This is a genomic window from Burkholderia sp. Bp9143 (assembly GCF_003853645.1).
Taxonomy (GTDB): Bacteria; Pseudomonadota; Gammaproteobacteria; order Burkholderiales; family Burkholderiaceae; genus Burkholderia.
This window is the reverse complement of the sequence record NZ_QTPO01000008.1, coordinates 17,637-36,686: the sequence shown is the minus strand read 5'-3', so window position 1 is coordinate 36,686 and position 19,050 is coordinate 17,637. Positions and strand designations below refer to the sequence as shown.

Sequence of the window (19,050 nt, the reverse complement as noted above, 5' to 3'; positions counted from 1 at the left end):
GCATGCCGCGTATAACGGCGGCATGCGCGGTTTGCGGAACAGAAAAAGCAGGCGCACACGCGACACGCGCGATGCGCGCCTGCGGAACGAGCCGGCTACGCGGCCTCGCCGTTACGGCCGGGTGCCCGGGCCGTCGTTGTGACCGGCGCCCGTCGCCGGCAGGTTCGACGGGATTTCGCCGTACCCGCCGAGACCGCCGCGCCCGTACGCGCGGTCGACCGCCGTCGACGTGCCGTTGATGTTGACCTTCACCGTCGGCGCGAGCGTGCCGCCGCGACGCGGACCGATCGCATCGATGAACGACTCGACGAGCCCGCCCGGCATCACGTAGTGCGAATACGACTGGAATTCGCGCGGGTTCTGGTTCGGGTCCTGTGCATACGGCGCGCCGGCCGGCGCGGAGAAGTCGGTCGGGTTGCCGAGTACGAGACCGCTGCCGCCGTTCAGCGGCTGGAAGTCGCTGCGGATGCCGTTGCCGACGAAGCCGTAGACGCCGTCCGGCCCGTCGACGCCCGCGGCCATCGTCGTGCGGTGGCTGATCGTGAACAGGTAGTACTTGCCGTCCTTCAGATAGATCTGCGGGCGCTCGGTCTGGTCGTCGACGCAATTCGCCGACAGGATCGGCGGCAGGAACTTCCATTCGGTGAGCTGCGGGTTCGTCGCGACCGCCAGGCCGACATTGGCCTTTTGATACACTGCGCCCGAGTTCATCACGGCGTTGAGGTCTTCCCTGTACGGATCGTTCGGCGCATAGCCGAGGTCGGCCTCGTTACAGGTGCGGGCGCCGCGCTGGCCGCCCGTATTGCCTTCGAACACCAAGTAGGTCTTGCCCGGGTGCGCGGGATCGGTGAACACGAACGGATCGCGGAACGAGAAGTAGGTGTTTTGCTGACCGGTCTGGTAGTAGTTGCCGTCCGGCTGCAGCAGCGCCTTGTGATCGTCGAAGCCGGTGAACCACACGTGCTTGTCGTCGGCCTGGATGTGGCCGTCGGCGCGCGTGATGATCGCCTGCGGCGGCGTGATGTCGGCGCCGCCGGGCGCGGAGCGGTTGAACGACGTCGCGGTGTAATAGAGGCTGACGTTGTCGCCGTGCGTGAGGCGCGCCGAGCCCGACCATTCGGCGTTGTTGGTCATTGGCGACGTGCCGAACACCTTGGCGCTCGCGCCGTCCGGGAACAGGTGGCCGCCCCAGGTCCAGCCGCCGTTCGCGGGCCGCTGCGACGTGGGAATGCCGGCGCGGCGATAGAAGAAGCCGATGCGCGCATGGACGTGACGGTCATCGAACGTGTAGCCCGCGTGCGGATCGGCGGTGAGCGAGAAGATCACCTCCCAGCCCTTGTAGCTGAGCTGGTTCGCCCGCAGGTCGGCCAGCGGCCAGGTGTCCCACACCCACACGTTCGAGTTGATCAGCGGGAAGTCCTGCGGGATGTCGGGCATCGTCAGCGCTTGCGGCAGCGAATTCTTGTCGGCGCCGGCCGTGTGCGACTGCGCGACGATCTGGCGGATGTCCGCGCGGGTCCAGCGCATCGTGAAGTTGCCCTCGGGGTCGTATGCCTGCTGCGTGTGCGGCGTGGGCGTGGGCGCGCCGGCGGTCTGCGCGTGCGCGGCGGTCGCGAAGGCGGCCAGTGCGGCGCCGGCGAACAGCAAACGTTTGGCCGCAGTCGCGCGGCAAAAAGGAAAGTAAGTCATGTCGGCGTTGTTTCCGTTGACGGTGAGAGGGAACGACTGACGGTGGCATCGATGTCCAAACCGGTTCGGATGCTATTTCAAACCGGTTTGGACGTCAAAAGATAAATATTTGACGGTAATAACTACCATTCGGAAATAATTGCCTCAAACCGGCTCGAACGGATGGAAAACACAACGCGAGGAGCGACGTGAAGGTGAATCTGAAGGCGCTGTCGGACGCGCTCGGACTGTCGCGCACGACGGTCAGTCGCGCGCTGAACGGCTATGACGACGTGAGCGAGGCGACCCGCGAACGCGTGATGAAGGCCGCGCGCGAACTCGGCTATGTCGCGGATCCGACCGCGCGGCGGCTGGCGACCGGGCGAGCCGATACGATCGGCATCGTGTATCCGTTCGGCGCGGGCGATCTCGGCGATCCGCGCTTCGGGGAGGTCGTCGCGGGCATCACCGAGCGGCTCGCCGAGCGCAATCTCGATTTCATCATCGCGTCCGCGCGGCCGAACGCCGAACTGGACACGTATCGACGGCTCGTCGACGGCAAGCTCGTCGACGGGCTGATCGTCGCACGCACGCTGGTCGACGATCCGCGCCTCGCGTACCTGCGGTCGAATGCGTTTCCGTACGTCGCGTATGGCCGCACGCAAGCCGCCGAGCCCTACGCATGGTTCGATTTCGACAACGAAGCGGGCGCACGGGATGCGGTGCGGCGCCTGATCGGCTTCGGCCATCGCCGCATCGCGATGATCAGTGCGCCGCTGTCGCTCAATTTCGCGATGCAGCGTCGCGCCGGCTATCTCGCCGCGCTGCACGAAGCCGGCATCGAACCCGACCCGGCGCTGCTCGTCGAGTGTCCGTTTACGCGCGACGGTGGGCAGCAGGGCGTTCAGGCATTGCTCGCGCGGGCCGAGCGGCCGACGGCGCTGCTCGTCGACAACAACATCGCGGGCGGCGGCGCGTTCCGCGCGCTGGTCGACAGCGGCTTGCGCCTGGGGCGCGACATGTCGTTGATCGTCTATGACGGTGTGCCGCCGGAGATCGCCCATCCGCATCGCGTGACGGCCGTGGTGCAACCGACCGGACACGCGACGGGGCGTGCGCTGGCGGACCTGATGCTGGGGCTGCTCGCGGACGGCTCCCGCGGCCATCGGCTCGAGATGCCGGTGGTCGAGGCCGGCGACACGGACGGGCCGCCGCGCGGCTAAGCGATGCGGCGGCGCGCGCGGGGTGCGATCGGCAATGGACGTTGCGGGATGCGCTCCGCCGCAAAAGCCATGACGGCGGAAGGGCTGAATACCGGGTTCTAGACGACCGGTCTAATCCAGGGCTATCATCCAGCCTCATGAATGCGACGTCGTTCCTGACGCGCATCCCGGACGCGAAAATGCCATATCGCGCTGCGATGCTGATCGTGCAGGAGATGCCGTCGTTTTTTTCGAGCCTCTTCTAGACGACTGGTCTAATAGGCTTGGACAATATTTTCGGTACGGAGCCGGCACATTGACGCGCGCCAGCGGCCTAACCGGCAGGCGCGCCGTCGTCGCCGGCACGCGGCGTGCGTCACGCTGGCCGCTGCCGCGACGCGGCTCCGTTCCCCCATTTCGAAGGAGTGTCCGATCATGAAGATTCTGGTTGTCCTGACCTCGCACGACACGCTCGGCGACACCGGCAAGAAAACCGGCTTCTGGCTCGAGGAACTGGCCGCGCCGTACTACGCGTTCAAGGATGCGGGCGTCGAGTTGACGCTCGCGTCGCCGAAGGGCGGCCAGCCGCCGCTCGACCCGAAAAGCAGCGATCCGACCGCGCAAACCGACGCGACGCGCCGCTTCGATGCGGATCCGGCGGCCAAGGCCGAACTGGCCGCCACGCGCAAGCTGGCCGACGTGTCGGTCGACGATTACGACGCGGTGTTCTACCCGGGCGGGCACGGCCCGCTGTGGGACCTCGCCGAGGACCTGCATTCGATCGGCCTGATCGAGCGCGCGCTGTCGGCCGGCAAGCCGGTCGCGGCCGTGTGCCACGCGCCGGGCGTGCTGCGCCACGTGAAGGACCCGAAGACCGGCGAGTCGGTCGTGCGCGGCAAGCGTGCGACGGGCTTCACCAACAGCGAGGAAGCGGCCGTCGAACTGACGGAAGTGGTGCCGTTCCTCGTCGAGGACATGCTGAAGACCAACGGCGCGCAGTTCGAGCGCAGCGCCGACTGGGCGCCGCATGTCGTCACCGACGGGTTGCTGATCACGGGGCAGAACCCCGCGTCGTCGGAACCCGCGGCCGAGGCGCTGCTCGCGCAGCTCGGCCGCCGGTAAGTCGACCCGGCGCCGGCAAGACCCGCGCCGGGCCGTATCCGTCGTCGGGCGCAACCGTCCCGGCGACGGCCCGAATCGTTCCGCCGTGCGCACCGCGCGGCGGGTCATCCAGTCGTTTCGTAGAACCAAGCAAAGGAGTGGTGGATGTCTGCCCTGTTCGAACCGTTCAAACTCAAGGATGTCACGCTGCGCAACCGCATCGCGGTGCCGCCGATGTGCCAGTACGTCGCCGAAGACGGCGTCGTCAACGACTGGCATCACGTGCACCTGGGCGGCATCGCGCGCGGCGGCGCGGGCCTCGTGATCGCGGAGGCGACGGCCGTGTCGCCGGAAGGCCGCATCACGCCGGGTTGCGCCGGGCTGTGGACTGATGCGCAGGCCGAGGCGTTCGCGCCGTCGGTCGCGGCGATCAAGGCGGCCGGCTCGGTGCCGGGCATCCAGATCGCGCATGCGGGCCGCAAGGCGAGCGCGAACCGTCCGTGGGAGGGCGACGACCACATCGCCGACGGCGATCCGCGCGGCTGGCAGACCATTGCCCCATCGGCGGTGCCGTTCGGCGCGCACCTGCCCAAGACGCCGCGCGCGATGACGCATGACGACATCGCCCGTGTGCAGGCCGACTTCGTCGCGTCGGCGAAGCGCGCCCGCGATCTCGGTTTCGAATGGCTCGAACTGCACTTCGCGCACGGTTACCTCGGCCAGAGCTTCTTCTCCGTGCATGCGAACCAGCGCGACGACGCGTACGGCGGTTCGGCGGAAAACCGCGGCCGTTTCCTCGTCGACACGCTGAAGGCCGTCCGCCAGGTCTGGCCGGAGCACTTGCCGCTGACCGCGCGTCTCGGCGTGATCGAATACGACGGCCGCGATGAGGAAACGCTCGCCGAATCGATCGCGCTCACGCAGCGGATGAAGCAGGAAGGGCTCGACATGCTGAGCGTGTCCGTCGGCTTCTCGACGCCCGACGCGCGGATTCCGTGGGGCCCGGCGTTCCTCGCGCCGATCGCGGAACGCGTGCGCCGCGAGGCTGGCCTGCCGGTGTCGTCCGCCTGGGGGATCGACACGCCGCAACTCGCCGAGCGCGTCGTCGCCGAGCAGCAGCTCGACCTCGTGATGGTCGGCCGCGCGCATCTCGCCGATCCGCACTGGCCGTACTACGCGGCCAAGCAGCTCGGCGTCGAGCGTCCGTCGTGGACGCTGCCCGCGCCGTACGCGCACTGGCTCGAACGCTACCGCGTCGCCGACAAGGTGGCCTGAGTCACGCATTGCACCGTGCGGCGGCGCGGCGTTCGCGGCACGCATTTGACGATGCTTGGCACTGTGTGCGCATGCCGTTGCGGCGCCGATGGATAGAATGGCGGTTCGTACAGGCTTCCGGCCTGCACGAATCGCCATTTTTTCATTTCGACCGAGGTGCCATGCGCGCACATGTCTCGCCGTCCCAGGATTCCGCCGCGCGGCCGCGCGCGCAGCAGATCGCCCGCGCCGTGCTGTATGCGGCGCTGCTGGTGCTCGCGCTGTGGGTGATCCGCGATTTCCTTCCCGCCATCGCGTGGGCATGCGTGATCGCGATCGCGTTGTGGCCGTTGCTGGAACGTTTCGAATCGGACCGCTGGTTTCGCGACCGGCCGACCCTGATCGCGACCGCGATCACCGCGGGCGTGTCGCTGCTGGTCGTGCTGCCGGTCGCGATCGCACTGGGACAGGCGATCTCGCAGGCGCACGACCTGCGCATCTGGCTGCATTCGATCCAGGACAACGGCATTCCGCTGCCGGACGTCGTCAGCCGGTTGCCGTACGGTGCCGCGCAGGTCACCGAGTGGTGGCAGGCCAATCTCGGTCATCCGTTGCACGCGGGCACCGCGATGCATGGCGCGAGCGGCGAGAAGTTCATCGCGTTCGGCCGGCAGTTCGGCACGAAGCTCGCGCATGGGTTGTTCGAGTTCGGCTTCATGCTGGTCACGCTGTTCGTGATCATGCGGGCCGGCCACAAGTTGTCGGGTGCGTTGCTGCAGGGCGCGCGGCGCGCGTTCGGGCGCGGCGGCGCGGATCTGATCGAACGGATGGTCGCGGCCGTGTACGGCACGGTCACGGGGCTGGTCGTCGTCGGGTTGGGCGAGGGTGCCATTCTCGGTGTCGCGTATGCGCTCGCAGGCGTCCCGCATGCGGCGCTGCTCGGCCTCGTCACGGCCGTCGCCGCGATGCTGCCGTTCTGCGCGCCGATCGTGTTTTGCGGCGCGGCGCTCTGGCTGTTCGTGCAGGGTGCGACCGCGTGGGCCGTCGTGGTGCTGGTGCTCGGCTTCGTGGTCGTGTTCGTCGCCGAGCATTTCGTGCGGCCGGTGCTGATCGGCAGCTCGACCCGCCTGCCGTTCCTCCTCGTGCTGTTCGGCATCCTCGGCGGCGCCGAGACGTTCGGGCTGATCGGGCTGTTTGTCGGCCCCGCGCTGATGACGGTGCTGACGATGCTGTGGACCGAATGGGTCGCTTGACGATGCTGACCGTCGCGCCGATTCAAATCATCGGTGCAACGGCATTGACGCGTGCGCGAGCCCGCGCGGTGACGCAACGCTTCGCAACGATCGGACGCGTGCCGGACCGCGTCGAGCAGGGCGTCGGACACAAGTCTCTACATTTCTTTTCGATCCGGACCCAAAGGTCTAGTAGCATGGGGCTTTCGATCACGCCGGCATGGCGCAGCAGATTTCACCCAGCATGCGATTGATTTCGATGTCCCGTCCCGCCGCGACGCTGTCCCTGGCCGCCAGCTGCCTGATGCTGCACGGCTGCGCGTGGTTCGACTCGTGGCTGCCGTTCTCGTATTCGCGCACGCCGCTGGCGAGGGCCGCGTCGCGGCACGGCGCGACGCGCGCCGACGTCGTCCGCGCCGGCGGCAACCCGCGCAGCGTGTGGATGGTCCGCAACGGCAGCGGCGTCTGCTACAACTACTTCATCGAGCACGGCAACGATCACCGGGCTTACTTCGTCGTGTTCGACAGCGCCGGCGCCGTCACGCAACACGGCTTCGATACCTGCATGGACGCCGATCGCAAGGGCACGCTCCAGCCGGACAAGGCCGCTTCCCGATAGCGCCGCGCCTGCTCCGCGCCGTCAAGCGATTGTATCGACCACCCCGCCGTCGACGCGCAACGCCGCGCCCGTCGTCGCCGAGGCCTGCGGCGAGCACACGTACACGACGAGATTCGCGACTTCCTCCGTCGTCGCCGGCCGCTGGATGATCGAGCTCGCGCGCTGGCTGCGCACGAAATCCACCGCGACGTCGTCGATGCTGCGCCCCGTTTCGTCGGCCGTCGCTTTCAGCAGCGCCCGCACGCCTTCCGACATCGTCGGCCCCGGCAGCACCGAATTGACCGTCACGTTAGTCCCGGCCGCGACCTTCGCGAGCCCGCGCGCGATCGCCAGTTGCGCGGTTTTCGTGAACCCGTAGTGAATCATGTCGACCGGGATGTTCAGCCCCGATTCCGACGAAATGAACACGATGCGGCCCGTGTTGCGCGCGAGCATGCCCTTCAGGTAGTGCCGCGCGAGGCGCACGCCGGACATCACGTTCATCTGGAAGTAGTGCGTCCATTCGTCGTCGTCGATGTCGAAGAATGCCTTCAGCCCGTAGATGCCCGCATTGTTGACGAGGATGTCGGCGTCCGGCGTGTGCTGCGTGATGCGCGCGGCGCCGGCGGCGTCGGACAGGTCGGCGGCGACGCCGTCGACGTCCGCGCCGGGTACCGCGGTGCGCAGCAGCGCGAGCGCGGCTTCGACCGACGTGTCGCTGCGTCCGTTGACGGCGACGCGTGCGCCCGCGTGCGCGAGCCCTTCGGCGATCGCCAGCCCGATGCCGGCGGTGGAAGCGGTGACGACCGCGGTCTTGCCTGTCAGATCGATGTGCATGAGCGTACCGGGTGGAAGAGGGAACGGAACCCACCGCGTGTGCCGCGGCGGCCGAATTCAAAGCTTAGGCGATCCGGCCGAGAAGCGCCGGCTCACGGTTGCATCGCGCCGCGCAGTCTTGTACGGTGTGCGTTCGCCGTCCGATCCGGGAGCCCGTCGCGTGAGCCGTTCCGCCAACCCCCTCGCCGTGCCGTCGCCGTTCTGGCGCGACGCCGCGCTGCCGTTCATCGAGGCGCGCACCGTCGACGATGGGCGGACGATCTGCTACGCGAAGCACACGCACGACACGTTTTCGCTCGGCGCGATCGTCGGCGGCACGAGCACCTACCTGAACGGCGCGACGAAGGAACATGTCGGGCGCGGCGTGCTCGTGATCATCGATCCGGAACAGGTGCATGCGTGCAATCCGTACGGACCCGACGCATGGGCGTACCGGATGGTCTACGTGGACGTGCCGTGGCTCGCGCGTCTGCAGCATTCGCTCGGGCGCGATCCGAACAGCGATTTTCACGGGTTTTCGCCGAAGTTGACGGAACGGCGCGATTTGTTCGCGCAGTTCGGCGGCTTTTACCGCACGCTCGTGGCGCCTGGCGTCGATCCGCTCGGCAAGGAAAGTGCGGCGGTCGAATTCTTCACGCGGCTGCACGGCGCGCTCGATCGCGAGTTGCCCGGCGCCGTGCGGCGCGGAGCCGACAACGCGAAGCTCGCGCGGGCGGCCGACTACATCGCCGCGCACTGCCGTCAGGCCGTCACGCTCGATGCGATCTGCGCGGCCGCCGACCTGTCGCCGTCCTACCTGATCCGCGCGTTCAACGCCCGTTACGGGATGACGCCGCATGCGTTCCTGATCGACCGTCGCGTGCAGTACGGCCGCGCGGAGTTGCGCCGCGGCCGGCCGATCGCCGACGTCGCGCTCGATGCGGGCTTCGCGGACCAGGCGCATTTCCAGCGTGCGTTCCGGCGCATCGCGGCCGCCACGCCGGGGCAATATCGAAGCGCCGCGTGTTGAGCGGCGAACGGGCGGGGCGGCAGCGCACGCCGCACACCGCACGGCGTCGACGCGTTGCATCATCGCCCGCCGGTGGCACCTGCCGTAACAACGCGCGTCGCAGCGCCAGCGCTAGATATCGAGCAGATAAAGCGCGCTACCCGCGAGCAGCAGTGCCATCGCGCGGTTGAATAGCCGCATCCGCCGCGCATTCGCGAGTCGGTGCCGCAGCGACGCACCCGCATACGCCCAGCACGCGATCGACGCAAAGCAGATCACCAGATACAGTGCCGCGAATTGCCACACCTGCGCGCGGTCGCCGTCGGCCGCATACGCACCCATCGCGGCCACGCACGCAAGCCACGCCTTCGGATTCAGCCACTGCATCGCCGCGCCGGCCGCGGCCGACGGGCCGGCGACGTTCGGCGCATCCGGGGCGGCCGACAACCGGCCGTCGTCGAGCGCGAGCCGCAGCGCGAGGTAAAGCAGGAACGCGATCCCCGCCCATTGGGTGGCGGTGGTCAGCATCGGCCAGCGCGCGAGCGCCGCATGCAGCCCGAGGCCGATCAGCAGGAACAGCGCGACGAAGCCGAGCGTCGCGCCGGCCGCATAGCGCAAGCTTGCGCCGAGACCGTGGCGTGCGCCCGCGCTGAGCGCGACGATGTTGACGGGACCGGGCGTGATCGACGACGCCAGCGCGAACGCGGCCATCGAAACCAGCATGCTCATCTGTTGCCTCCATGCGAATGTCAAAGTCGCATCGAGACTAAAGAAGGCGCGCGTGTCCGTATTGAAGAAAACTGCCCTCGGCGGTGGGGCCGCCGTCAGTGCAACGCGCGCGGCGCAGGCGCCGGCCGCTGCGCGTGCGGGTCGCCGGCATCGGCCGCGCGCGACGGGCTGCCGCTGGACGGTTGCGTCGACACCGAAAAACCGAATGTATTGAGGCCGCCCGAGCATGCGACGAACACGCTGCCGCCGTGCATTTCCGCGACGGCCTTGACGATCGACAGCCCGAGCCCGTGGTTTTCCTTGCTGTTCGCGCGCGCTTCCTCGAGCCGGTAGAAGCGCTCGAACACGTGCGAGCGCTGCGCGGGATCGATCGGCTCGCCGGGGTTCGCGACCGACACGTCGACGAGCGTGTCGCGCGGCGTGATCGTCACGTTCAGCGTCTCTCCCGGCGCCGAATGCTGGATCGCGTTGATCAGCAGGTTGGTCATCGCGCGGCGGAACAGCGACGGGTCGACCGCCGCGTGCGCATCGCCGTGCAGTTCGGCGCGCAGCTGCGCTTCGTCGAGCGGAATCTCGAGGAAGTCGAGCATGCGCCGCACTTCGTCGGCGAGCGACACGTGCTTCAGGTCGGTCGCGCGTTCGCCGCGATCGCTGCGCGACAGGAACAGCATGTCGTTGATGATCACGCGCAACCGTTCGAACTCCTCGAGGTTCGACTGCAAGGTCTGGCGCATCCGGTCGACCGAACGGTCGCGGCTCGTCAGCGCGACCTGGGTCTGGCCGATCAGGATGCTGATCGGCGTACGCAACTCGTGCGCGACGTCCGCGTTGAACGCCTCGAGCCGCGCATAGGTCTGCTGGATGCGCTCTAGCGCGCCGTTGAACGATGCGGCGAGATCGCGCAACTCGGTCGGCAGCGCGTCGGTCTGCAGCCGCTGGCGGCGGTTGGTGGCACTGATGGCCGCCGCGTCCTGCGACAGCCGTTCGAGCGGCGCGAGCCCGAAGCGCGCGACCGCGCGGCCCAGCAGCAGCGTGATCACGGTGGCGATCGCGATCAGCGCGGCGAGCGTCCATACGAAATGGCGCAGCATCCGCTGCGTGCGCTCGCACGACGACGCGACGATCAGCTTCAGGTCGGGGCGCTCGCCGCTGCCTGCGATCGGGACGGTCTTCGTCATCACGTCGTAGCTGCTGTGGTTGAGCGCGTACTGCTGGAACGCACCGAACGGTTCGCCGACGGGCACGCCGTCGACCGGATGGCCGAAGCGGAAGTCGGGGTCGGGGCTCTCGACCTGGTAGCGCGTCGACCCGTCGGGCGGTTCGAGGTCGGCGAGCTTTTCCTGCATCAGGCGGCCGCGCGCGGCCGTGGTCGCGTGCGACACGATCATCTGCGCGACCTTCGCGCGCGTGTCGATCGTCGCGCGCAGTTCGGCGAACAACTGGCGCTCCATCATCACGAACAGCCCGCAGCCGACCAGCGTGAACACGAGCAGCGACACGATGCCGAACATCGCCGACAGGCGCAGGGTGATCGAGCGTTTCATGCGTGCCGCTCCGTGTCGCCGTCCTCGCGCGCCTCGAGCACGTAGCCCATGCCGCGGATCGTATGCAGCAGTTTCTCCGCGAACGGGCCGTCGAGCTTCGCGCGCAGGCGCTTGATCGCCGTCTCGACGACGTTCGCGTTGCTGTCGAAGTTCACGTCCCACACGAGTTCGGCGATGGTCGTTTTCGACAGCACCTCGCCGCTGCGCCGCGCGAGCACGCCGAGCAGCTGGAATTCCTGCGCGGTCAGGTCGAGGCGCGTGCCGTCGCGGGTCGCCCGGCGGCCGATCAGGTCGACGCGCAGGTCGCCGATCGAGATCAGCGTCGATTCCTGCACGCGCGCGCGGCGCGTGAGCGCGCGCAGCCGTTCGATCAGCTCGAGGAACGAGAAGGGCTTGGTCAGGTAGTCGTCGGCGCCGCCGCGCAACCCGCGCACGCGGTCGTCGACGCGGTCGCGCGCGGTCAGCATGATCACGGGCGTCTGCTTCTGCGCGCGCAACGCGCGCAGCACGCCGAAGCCGTCGAGCTTCGGCAGCATCACGTCGAGCACCACCACGTCGTAGTCGAATTCGACGGCCTTCCACGCGCCGTCTTCGCCGTCGAGCGCGGTGTCGACGACCCAGCCTTCCTCGGTGAGGCCGCTCTTCAGGTATTCGACGACTTTCGGTTCGTCTTCGACGATCAGGACTTTCATGGGCTTGTTCGCGTAACCGGGTTAGGGGGCGATGCGCGTGGCGGGCTGCGGGCCGGCCGCCGCGACGTCGGTCGGCGCCGTGCCGCCCGTCGCGCCGCCGTCCCAGCCGCCGCCGAGCGCTTTCGCGAGAAACACGACGAGCGCCGCGCGCTGGCCCTGGATCTGCACGGCCTGGCGCTCGCTCGTCAGCAACTGCTGCTGGGCCGTCAGCACGTCGATGAATGGCGTCAGGCCGCCGGCATAGCGGTCCTGCGCGAGCGACACGAGCTTGCGCGCGTCGTCGACGGCCGCCGATGCCTGTTGCGCGGCCTGCGCCAGCACCGACAGGCCCGTCACCGCATTCTGCACCTCCTGGAACGCGGTGAGCACGGTCTGCCGGTAATTGGCCTGCGCGGCCACGTAGCCGGCCTGCGCGAAATCGACGCCGGCCTTCAGCTTGCCGCCTTCGAACAGCGGCTGGCTGACCGACGCGCCGACCGACCACAGCAGCGCCGGCACGGTGAACAGGCCCGAGAAGCGCGTCGCGTCCCAGCCGATGTCCGGCGACAGCGCGATGCGCGGGAAATACGCGGCGCGCGCGATGCCGATCTGCGCGTTCGCTGCGGCCATCGCGCGCTCGGCCGACGCGACGTCGGGCCGCCGCTGCAGCAGGTCGCTCGGCAGCCCGGTCGGCAGCGCGGGCGCGTTGATCGGCACCACGCGCGACGGCAGCGAGAACGCGGGGGCCGGCGTGCCGACCAGCGTCGCGATCGCCGTCTCGACCTGCGCACGCTGCTGGATCAGCAACTGCGCCTGCGTGCGCGTCGCATCGAGCTGCGAGCGTTGCTGCAGCAGGTCGAGGCCGGACACCGCGCCGAGGTCGTGGCGCGCGCTCACATAGTCGAGCGCCTTCTGCTGCAGGTCGATCGAGCGCCTGACGACGTCGATCTCGGTGTCGAGCTCGCGCAGCGCGAAGTAGCTCGACGCGAGATCGGCGCTGAGCACCAGGCGCGCGTTCGCGAAATCGTCGCGCGCCTGCTCGGAGCTGGCCTGCGCGGATTCGACGCTGCGCCGCACGCGGCCGAACAGGTCGAGTTCATAGCTGACGCTCGCGCCGACCTGGATCTCGTTCTGCACGGTCGACATGCTCTTCGTCGCGTAGTTGGTCTGCGGCCGGTCGGCGGAGATCTTGAAGCGCTGGCCGCTCGCGTTCAGGCCGACGGCCGGATACTGCGCGGATGCGACCGACGCGAGCGTCGCCTTCGCCTGGTCGTAGCGCGCGGCGACGGCCTTCAGGTTCTGGTTGTTGCGCAACGCGTCGGCTTCCAGCGCGTCGAGTTGCGTGTCGCCGAACGCGGTCCACCAGGCCGGATCGAGCGGCGCACGGGCCGGCGCGGCCGGGTGCCAGTACGCGTCGGCCGGGTCGAGCCGCCACGCGGCCGGCGTCTCGACGGCGGGGCGCCGGTAGTCGGGGCTGACCGTGCAGCCGGCGAGCGCCGCGATCGCGACGACGGCCACGACGGCCGGGGGGTACAGGCGGGCGCGCATCGCGCTCACGACTTCGCTCCCGCGGCCGCGGAGGCCGGCTTCGCGACGGGCGGCGCCTGCACGACGACCGTGTCGCCGTTCGCGAGCGCGTCGCTCGGGTTCGCGACGAGGCGGTCGTTCGGCGTGAGCGGGCCGTCGACTTCGAGCGTCTGCCCGATCGTGCGCGCGATCGTCACCGCCTTCAGGCGCACCCGGCCGTTGGCGTCGACGGTCGCGACCGTCGGTCCTTCCGCGCGGAACAGCAGCGTGTTGGCCGGAATCTGCAGGCGGCCGACCGGCGTCATCGGCAGCGTCGCCTGCACGTACGCGCCGGGCAGCAGCCGGCCGTCCGGGTTCGGCAGCGTGATCTCGATCTGCAGCGAGCGCGTCGCGACGTCGATCGCCTGGGACGTGCGCGTGATCGTGCCGTCGAAGGTCTGCCCGGGCAGTTCGGCCTGCGAGACGCTCACGTGCTGGTCGACCTTCATCTGCTGCGCGTACGCCTGCGGTACCTGCACGTAGAGGCGCAGCCGGTCGGCCTGCACCACCGTGAACAACGAGCGACCGGCGTTGCCGGAACTGACGAGGTCGCCGACGTCGACGTTGCGCTGCGTGACGATTCCGTCGATCGGCGCGACGATGCGCTGGAAGCCCTTCAGTTCGGTGAGCCGGCGCATGTTCGCGTCGGCCGCCGCGAGATTCGCGGTGCCCTGGTTGAACGCGCCCTGGCGGTCGTCGAGTTCCTGCTGCGACACTGCATCGCGCTGGCGCAGCTGCTGCGCGCGGTCGAACGACGTCTTCGCGAGCGCGAGCGCGGCCTGCGCCTGCTGGCGCTGCGCGGTGGCCTGCGCGAGTTCCTGGTTCAGCTCGGGCGTGTCGAGCTCGGCGAGCAGCTGCCCCTGCTTCACGTGCGCGCCAATGTCGGCCTGCCAGCGCAGCACGTAGCCGCTCGCACGCGCATAGATCGGCGCCTCGACGAAGCCGCGCAGCGTGCCGGGCAGCGTCAGCTTGCCGCCGGTGGCCGCATCGACCGGATGCACGACGTTCACGTACTGGCGCGTGTTCTGCTCGGCCACCGCGTCGAGCCGGCCGCGGTTCAGCACGTTGACGACGATCGTGCGCGCGGCGCCCGCGGCCAGCAGCACGCCGATCACGATCAGTACGACCCGCCCGCGCCGCGACACCGACGCGCGCGTCGGCAGGTGCATGCCGTGTTCGTCCACCTGGATGCCGACGGAGCTGTGATGTTTCTCTTCCATGAATTCAACCAATTCAACCGGGTATGGGGTGGGCGAAAGTCAATGTCCGGCCCGGCGCGCACGCCGGCGCGCCAGCCGCGAATGCACGCCGCCGAACACGAGCGGCACGAACAGCAGCGTCGAAACGGTGGCGAACAACAGGCCGCCGATCACCGCGCGGCCGAGCGGCGCGTTCTGCTCGGCGCCTTCGCCGAGACCGAGCGCCATCGGCACCATCCCGATGATCATCGCGAGCGCCGTCATCAGCACCGGGCGGATCCGCGTCGCGCCGGCCTCGAGCGCGGCCGTGAGCGGCGCCGCGCCGGCCGCGAGGCGCTGGCGCGCGAACGACACGACCAGGATGCTGTTCGCGGTCGCGACGCCCACCGTCATGATCGCGCCCGTCAGCGCCGGCACGCTCAGGTGCGTGCCGGTGATGAACAGCATCCACGCGATGCCGGCGAGCGCGGCCGGCATCGCGCTGATGATGATCAGCGGATCGAGCCACGACTGGAAATTCACGACGATCAGCAGGTAGACGAGCACGATCGCCATCGCGACACCCGCGCCGAGGCCGAGGTACGACGTGCGCATCGTCTCGACCTGGCCGCGCACCGACAGCTCGGTGCCGCGCGGCAGCGTCGCGCGCGCGTCGGACACGATCCCGTCGATCTCGCCCGCGACCGAGCCGAGATCGCGGCCCTCGACGCTCACGTACAGGTCGATCGCCGGACGGATGTTGTAATGCGTGATCACGGCCGGGCTCGCGACGGGATGGACCTGCACGAGGTTGCCGAGCAGTTGCAGCGGCATGCCCGTGCGGCCGCTCGCGGAAATCGGCGTGCCGAGCAGGTCGTCGATCGACGAGATGTTGTATTGCGGGGTCTGGATCTGCAGCGGGTACTGGACGCCCGTGCGCGGATTGATCCAGAACGACGGCGTCGTCTGGGAACTGCCGGACAGCGAGATCAGCATGTTCTGCGCGACGTTCTGCGCGGAGAGGCTGAGCTGCTGCATGCGCGTACGGTCCATGTCGGCCACCAGGGTCGGTTCGTCGTTGCGCTGCAGCACGTGCACGTCGACGGCGCCGGGGATTTGCCTGATCTTCTTCATCAGGCTGCTCGCGATAGCCATGTTACTCGCGAGATTGTTGCCGAGCACCTGCAGGTCGATCGCGGACGGCTGACCGAAGTTGAGGATCTGCGTGATGATGTCCGACGGCTGGAAGAAGAATTCGACGCCCGGGAAGCGCTGCGGCAGCAGCGTGCGCAGCGCCTGCACGTAGTGCTGGGTCGAACGGTGGCCCGGCTTCAGCGCGATCAGCAGTTCGCCGTCGAGCGTGCCGATCGTGCCGCTGTTGCTGTACGACAGGTTGATGCCGCTCACCGGCAGCCCGAGGTTGTCGACGATCGCGCCAAGTTCGTCGGGCGGCACGGCCTCGCGGATCACGCGCTCGACCTGGTCGGCGAGGCGCGCGGTTTCCTCGATCCGGTAGCCGGTCGGCGCGCGCATGTGCAGCCGGATGTTGCCGGAATCGGCGTTTGGGAAGAAGTCGCGGCCGAGCACGAACACGAGGCCGGTCGACAGCACGCAGAAGCCGAGGAAGCACGTCGCGTAGAAGCGGCGGCGCACCAGCAGGATGCTGAGCAGCACGATGTACCACGCGCGCAGCCGCTCGAACGCGGCGTTGAACGCGTGATGGATGCGCGCGAAGCGCGACGTCGAGTGATCGGGGCCGGTGCTGGCCTGCTGCGGGCGGAACAGCAGCATCGCGAGCGTCGGCACGAGCGTGCGCGACAGCACGTACGACGCGAGCATCGCGAACACCACCGCCTCGGCGAGCGGCACGAACAGGAAACGCGCGACGCCCGTCAGGAAGAACATCGGCACGAACACGATGCAGATGCACAGCGTCGACACGAACGCGGGCACCGCGATCTCGCCCGCGCCTTCGAGAATCGCATCGTGCAGGTTGGTACTGAACGACGACCCCCACGCTCCCTCCGGTCGCTGCCCCCCGAGGGGGCTGCTCGGCACGCTTGGGGCGGCCCGGCGCGTGCCGAGATGAAGGTGCCGCTCGATGTTCTCGATCGTGACGGTCGCGTCGTCGACCAGGATCCCCACCGCGAGCGCGAGCCCGCCCAGCGTCATGATGTTGATGGTTTCGCCTAGCGCCGACAGCGCGATCAGCGACGTGAAGATCGACAGCGGAATCGAGATCGCGATGATCAGCGTGCTGCGCCAGTTGCCGAGGAACAGCAGGATCATCATCGCGGTCAGCACGGCGGCGATCAGCGCCTCGTGGATCACGCCCTGCACGGCGGCGTTGACGAACACCGACTGGTCGAACAGCGGCGTGATCGTGAGCCCTTCGGGCAGCGTCGGGATCACCTTCGGCAGCAGCGCCTTCAGGTCCGACACGACCTTCAGCGTCGACGCGTCGCCGGTCTTCAGGATCGACATCAGCACGCCGCGCTGGCCGTTCTGGCGCACGACGTTGGTCTGCGGCGCGAAGCCGTCGCGCACCGACGCGACCTCGCGCAGGTAGGTGGTCGCGCCGTTGACGGTCTGGACCGGCAGGCCGTTGATGTCGGCGATCGTATCGGCCGACGCGTTCGTGTCGATCCGGTATTCGGTCTGGCCCATCTTCGCGGTGCCGGTCGGCAGCACGAGGTTCTGCGCGTTGACCGCGTTGACGATGTCGGCGGGCGTGAGGCCCTTGGCGAGCAGCGCCTGCGGATCGAGGTCGATCGCGACCACGCGCGTGCGGCCGCCGTACGGGAACGGGATCTGCGCGCCGGGGATGGTGATCAGTTGCGGACGCAGGAAGTTGAGCGCGATGTCGGCGAGCGACTGTTCGCTGAGCGTCTGGCTCGACAGCCCGAGCTGGATCACCGGGATGCTCGACGCCGAATAGGTGATGACGAGCGGCGGCGTCGCGCCCTGCGGCATCTGCCGCACGATCGCCTGCGCGGACGATACCGTCTGCGCGATCGCGGTCTGCACGTTCGCGCCGGGCTGCAGGAACACCTTCACGACCGCGATGCCCGGCAGCGACGTCGACTCGATGTGCTGGATGTTGTTGACGGTGGTCGTCAGGATCCGTTCATGGACGGCCGTGATGCGGTTGGTCATCTCCGGCGCGGAGAAACCGTTGTAATTCCAGATCACGCTGATGACCGGGATGTTGACCGCAGGCAGCACGTCGACGGGCGTGCGCATCAGCGCGAGCGGGGTGGCCAGCACGATCATGATGGCCATCACGATGAACGTGTAGGGGCGCCTGAGCGCGAGATTGACGATCCACATGGAGGCGGTGGGACAGGCGGTGATCAGGCGTCGGTGAAGGGAACCCGAATGATAGGCGTCGGGCCGGAACGGGTTACTGACGCGAAACTGGCTGAATTGTCAGGTTGCCGCGCGGTGGGCGCAAGCCGATTCATCGGATGAAATGTGTGCGGGTGCCGCCGCCCGGAAACGGCCGCCGCACCGCACACGCATGCCGCACCGACGACGGTTCCGTTCATCGGACGTCGCTCAGATCTGTTCCATCCCGACCTGCGCGAGCGCGGCCAGATCGACGACCTCGATCTGGTTGTACGCGAGCCGCAGCACGCCGAGTTTCTCGAGTTGCTGCAACGCCTGGTTGATCCGCTGCCGCGACACGCCGACGAGCATCCCCAGTTCCTCCTGTGAGATCGCGAGCGACGGGCCTGTGTCCGGGTACAGGGCGGGGTTGAACAGCTGCGCGAGCGCCTGCGCGACGCGCGCGTCGACATCGAGCAGCCGGCTGTTCTGGATCGATGCGATGAACTCGCCCATCCGGTTGTTCAGTTGATGGATCACGAAGCGCGTGAACGGCAGGCTCGTGTCGAGCAGCGCATGGAACGTGTCGACCGGCACGAACAGCACGATCGAGCGCTGGACGGCAACGACTTCGTACTTGCGCAGCTCGCGCTTGATCACGCTGCCTTCGCCGAACCAGCCACCCGACGGCACGCCGGAAAACGTGCAGCCGCGCCCCGACGCGTTGAAGATCGCGAGCTTCAGCAACCCGCGATGCACGCCGATCCAGTATTCGGACGGCGCGAGCCGTTGCGCGATCACGTCGCCGGCCTCGCGCAGCTCGGCGCGCGACTGCGCGAGCACGAGCGCCTGGTGTTCCGGCGCCAGCGCGCGGAACCACGCACACTGGCCGAACAACACGGACAGGGCGGGCAACGGGCCCGGTTCGAGCGGCGGGTTGGCCGTCGGGTTGGCCGAGATGGCGGCCGCGTCGGGCGGCGCAACGGGGTGGTCGTGCATGGGCGAGGGTTTGCGAGGATAGGGATAACGCGTGGCGCTCATAGGGCACTCTGTCGTTTCGATGACAGACGGCTCACAATAGCGCCCGTTAGGCTGTCGGCAATTGAACCACATCAAGACGCATCGGGGTGCATGCACCCCGGCTGGATACGCGAT

General features: G+C 68.5%; 15 protein-coding genes. 6 read left to right on the top strand and 9 right to left on the bottom strand.

Annotated features, from left to right (window positions below):
- Positions 1–111: 111 nt before the first annotated feature.
- On the bottom strand, positions 112–1,689 hold the full coding sequence (locus DIE23_RS07795; protein ID WP_124611587.1) for a glycoside hydrolase family 68 protein: 1,578 nt from the start codon (positions 1,687–1,689) through the stop codon (positions 112–114).
- A gap of 188 nt (positions 1,690–1,877) precedes the next feature.
- Here DIE23_RS07795 and DIE23_RS07790 point away from each other — a divergent pair, with 188 nt between their 5' ends.
- The 5 genes from DIE23_RS07790 (at position 1,878) to DIE23_RS07770 (ending at position 7,076) form a co-directional block, all read left to right on the top strand.
- Complete coding sequence (locus DIE23_RS07790) at positions 1,878–2,891, top strand: substrate-binding domain-containing protein (protein ID WP_124611586.1); 1,014 nt, start codon at positions 1,878–1,880, stop codon at positions 2,889–2,891.
- Positions 2,892–3,305: 414 nt separating this feature from the next.
- Positions 3,306–3,992 carry a type 1 glutamine amidotransferase domain-containing protein gene (locus tag DIE23_RS07785; RefSeq protein ID WP_124611585.1) on the top strand — a complete coding sequence of 229 codons (687 nt, stop codon included), beginning with the start codon at positions 3,306–3,308 and terminating at the stop codon, positions 3,990–3,992.
- A 144-nt stretch (positions 3,993–4,136) separates the two neighbouring features.
- Positions 4,137–5,246, top strand: a complete 1,110-nt coding sequence (locus DIE23_RS07780; protein WP_124611584.1) for an NADH:flavin oxidoreductase/NADH oxidase — start codon at positions 4,137–4,139, stop codon at positions 5,244–5,246.
- Between the two features lie 161 nt (positions 5,247–5,407).
- Positions 5,408–6,478 carry an AI-2E family transporter gene (locus DIE23_RS07775; protein WP_124611583.1) on the top strand — a complete coding sequence of 357 codons (1,071 nt, stop codon included), beginning with the start codon at positions 5,408–5,410 and terminating at the stop codon, positions 6,476–6,478.
- Positions 6,479–6,701: 223 nt separating this feature from the next.
- Positions 6,702–7,076, top strand: a complete 375-nt coding sequence (locus DIE23_RS07770; RefSeq protein WP_124611582.1) for a hypothetical protein — start codon at positions 6,702–6,704, stop codon at positions 7,074–7,076.
- 21 nt (positions 7,077–7,097) lie between these two features.
- Here the strand turns inward: DIE23_RS07770 and DIE23_RS07765 are convergent, their stop codons facing one another.
- Positions 7,098–7,892, bottom strand: a complete 795-nt coding sequence (locus DIE23_RS07765) for an SDR family NAD(P)-dependent oxidoreductase (RefSeq protein ID WP_124611581.1) — start codon at positions 7,890–7,892, stop codon at positions 7,098–7,100.
- A gap of 160 nt (positions 7,893–8,052) precedes the next feature.
- On the opposite strand from DIE23_RS07765, the gene DIE23_RS07760 reads away from it, so the two are divergent.
- On the top strand, positions 8,053–8,901 hold the full coding sequence (locus tag DIE23_RS07760; protein ID WP_124611580.1) for an AraC family transcriptional regulator: 849 nt from the start codon (positions 8,053–8,055) through the stop codon (positions 8,899–8,901).
- Positions 8,902–9,012: 111 nt separating this feature from the next.
- Here DIE23_RS07760 and DIE23_RS07755 read toward each other — a convergent pair whose 3' ends face one another.
- From DIE23_RS07755 to DIE23_RS07725, 7 genes are all read right to left on the bottom strand, one after another.
- The gene (locus tag DIE23_RS07755) at positions 9,013–9,609 is read right to left on the bottom strand and encodes a LysE family translocator (RefSeq protein WP_124611579.1); all 597 of its coding nucleotides are present in this window, start codon (positions 9,607–9,609) and stop codon (positions 9,013–9,015) included.
- A 95-nt stretch (positions 9,610–9,704) separates the two neighbouring features.
- Positions 9,705–11,153: a heavy metal sensor histidine kinase gene (locus tag DIE23_RS07750; RefSeq protein WP_124611578.1), complete on the bottom strand. Its 1,449-nt coding sequence runs from the start codon at positions 11,151–11,153 to the stop codon at positions 9,705–9,707.
- Positions 11,150–11,845 (bottom strand): heavy metal response regulator transcription factor, encoded by a 696-nt coding sequence (locus DIE23_RS07745; protein ID WP_124611577.1) that lies wholly within the window; start codon positions 11,843–11,845, stop codon positions 11,150–11,152. Before DIE23_RS07745 ends, DIE23_RS07750 begins: the two co-directional genes overlap by 4 nt.
- A gap of 21 nt (positions 11,846–11,866) precedes the next feature.
- Positions 11,867–13,372, bottom strand: coding sequence for an efflux transporter outer membrane subunit (locus DIE23_RS07740; RefSeq protein ID WP_124611709.1), 1,506 nt, complete (start codon positions 13,370–13,372; stop codon positions 11,867–11,869).
- 5 nt (positions 13,373–13,377) lie between these two features.
- On the bottom strand, positions 13,378–14,610 hold the full coding sequence (locus DIE23_RS07735) for an efflux RND transporter periplasmic adaptor subunit (RefSeq protein ID WP_124611576.1): 1,233 nt from the start codon (positions 14,608–14,610) through the stop codon (positions 13,378–13,380).
- A 39-nt stretch (positions 14,611–14,649) separates the two neighbouring features.
- The gene (locus DIE23_RS07730) at positions 14,650–17,898 is read right to left on the bottom strand and encodes an efflux RND transporter permease subunit (protein ID WP_124611575.1); all 3,249 of its coding nucleotides are present in this window, start codon (positions 17,896–17,898) and stop codon (positions 14,650–14,652) included.
- Between the two features lie 228 nt (positions 17,899–18,126).
- Positions 18,127–18,894 carry a Crp/Fnr family transcriptional regulator gene (locus DIE23_RS07725; RefSeq protein ID WP_124611574.1) on the bottom strand — a complete coding sequence of 256 codons (768 nt, stop codon included), beginning with the start codon at positions 18,892–18,894 and terminating at the stop codon, positions 18,127–18,129.
- Between the last annotated feature and the right edge of the window lie 156 nt (positions 18,895–19,050).